1 protein-coding gene is annotated in these 408 nt (G+C 64.5%); it reads right to left on the bottom strand.

Annotation, left to right across the window (positions count from 1 at the left end):
- Positions 1-408 (bottom strand): hypothetical protein (locus GVJ63_RS22065; protein WP_159227375.1); only part of this gene is annotated, 408 nt, incomplete at both ends.

Genomic DNA, 408 nt, shown 5'->3' with positions numbered 1-408 from the left:
GCGCTCTGCTGCGCGGCGTAGGCGTCGGTGACATCGATCATGCGGATGTCGTCCACCTGCACGCGCACGCCCACTTCGCGCGCACCACTTCCTCCCGGAATGCTGACCAGCATCCGCCACTTCGCCGCAGACGCGGCGGTGTCCAGGTAACCGCTGACCTTGGTCCAGCCATCCTTGCGCAGCGAGGCCAGTGCGTAAGCCTGCAAGGGCCAAGAATTCTCCGCGTTGGCTTCGTTGGTGGTCTGCCAGCCCACCCGGATGGAACCACCGGTCGGCTGGATACTGTCCGGATGCAGGCGGGCGTAGTACTCCACATAGATGCGGCGATTGCCGGTGATGGGGGTCCACTGCCCGAAGTACAGGTCCGCATTGGTGTTCGGGCTGGTGTTGGCCGCAACGTTCACATCC

Origin of the sequence: Pantoea sp. 18059 (assembly GCF_902706165.1) — a bacterium.
Classification (GTDB): Bacteria; Pseudomonadota; Gammaproteobacteria; order Enterobacterales; family Enterobacteriaceae; genus Pantoea; species Pantoea agglomerans.
The sequence above is the reverse complement of the archived record's forward strand: the minus strand, read 5'-3'. Positions and strand labels throughout refer to the sequence as shown.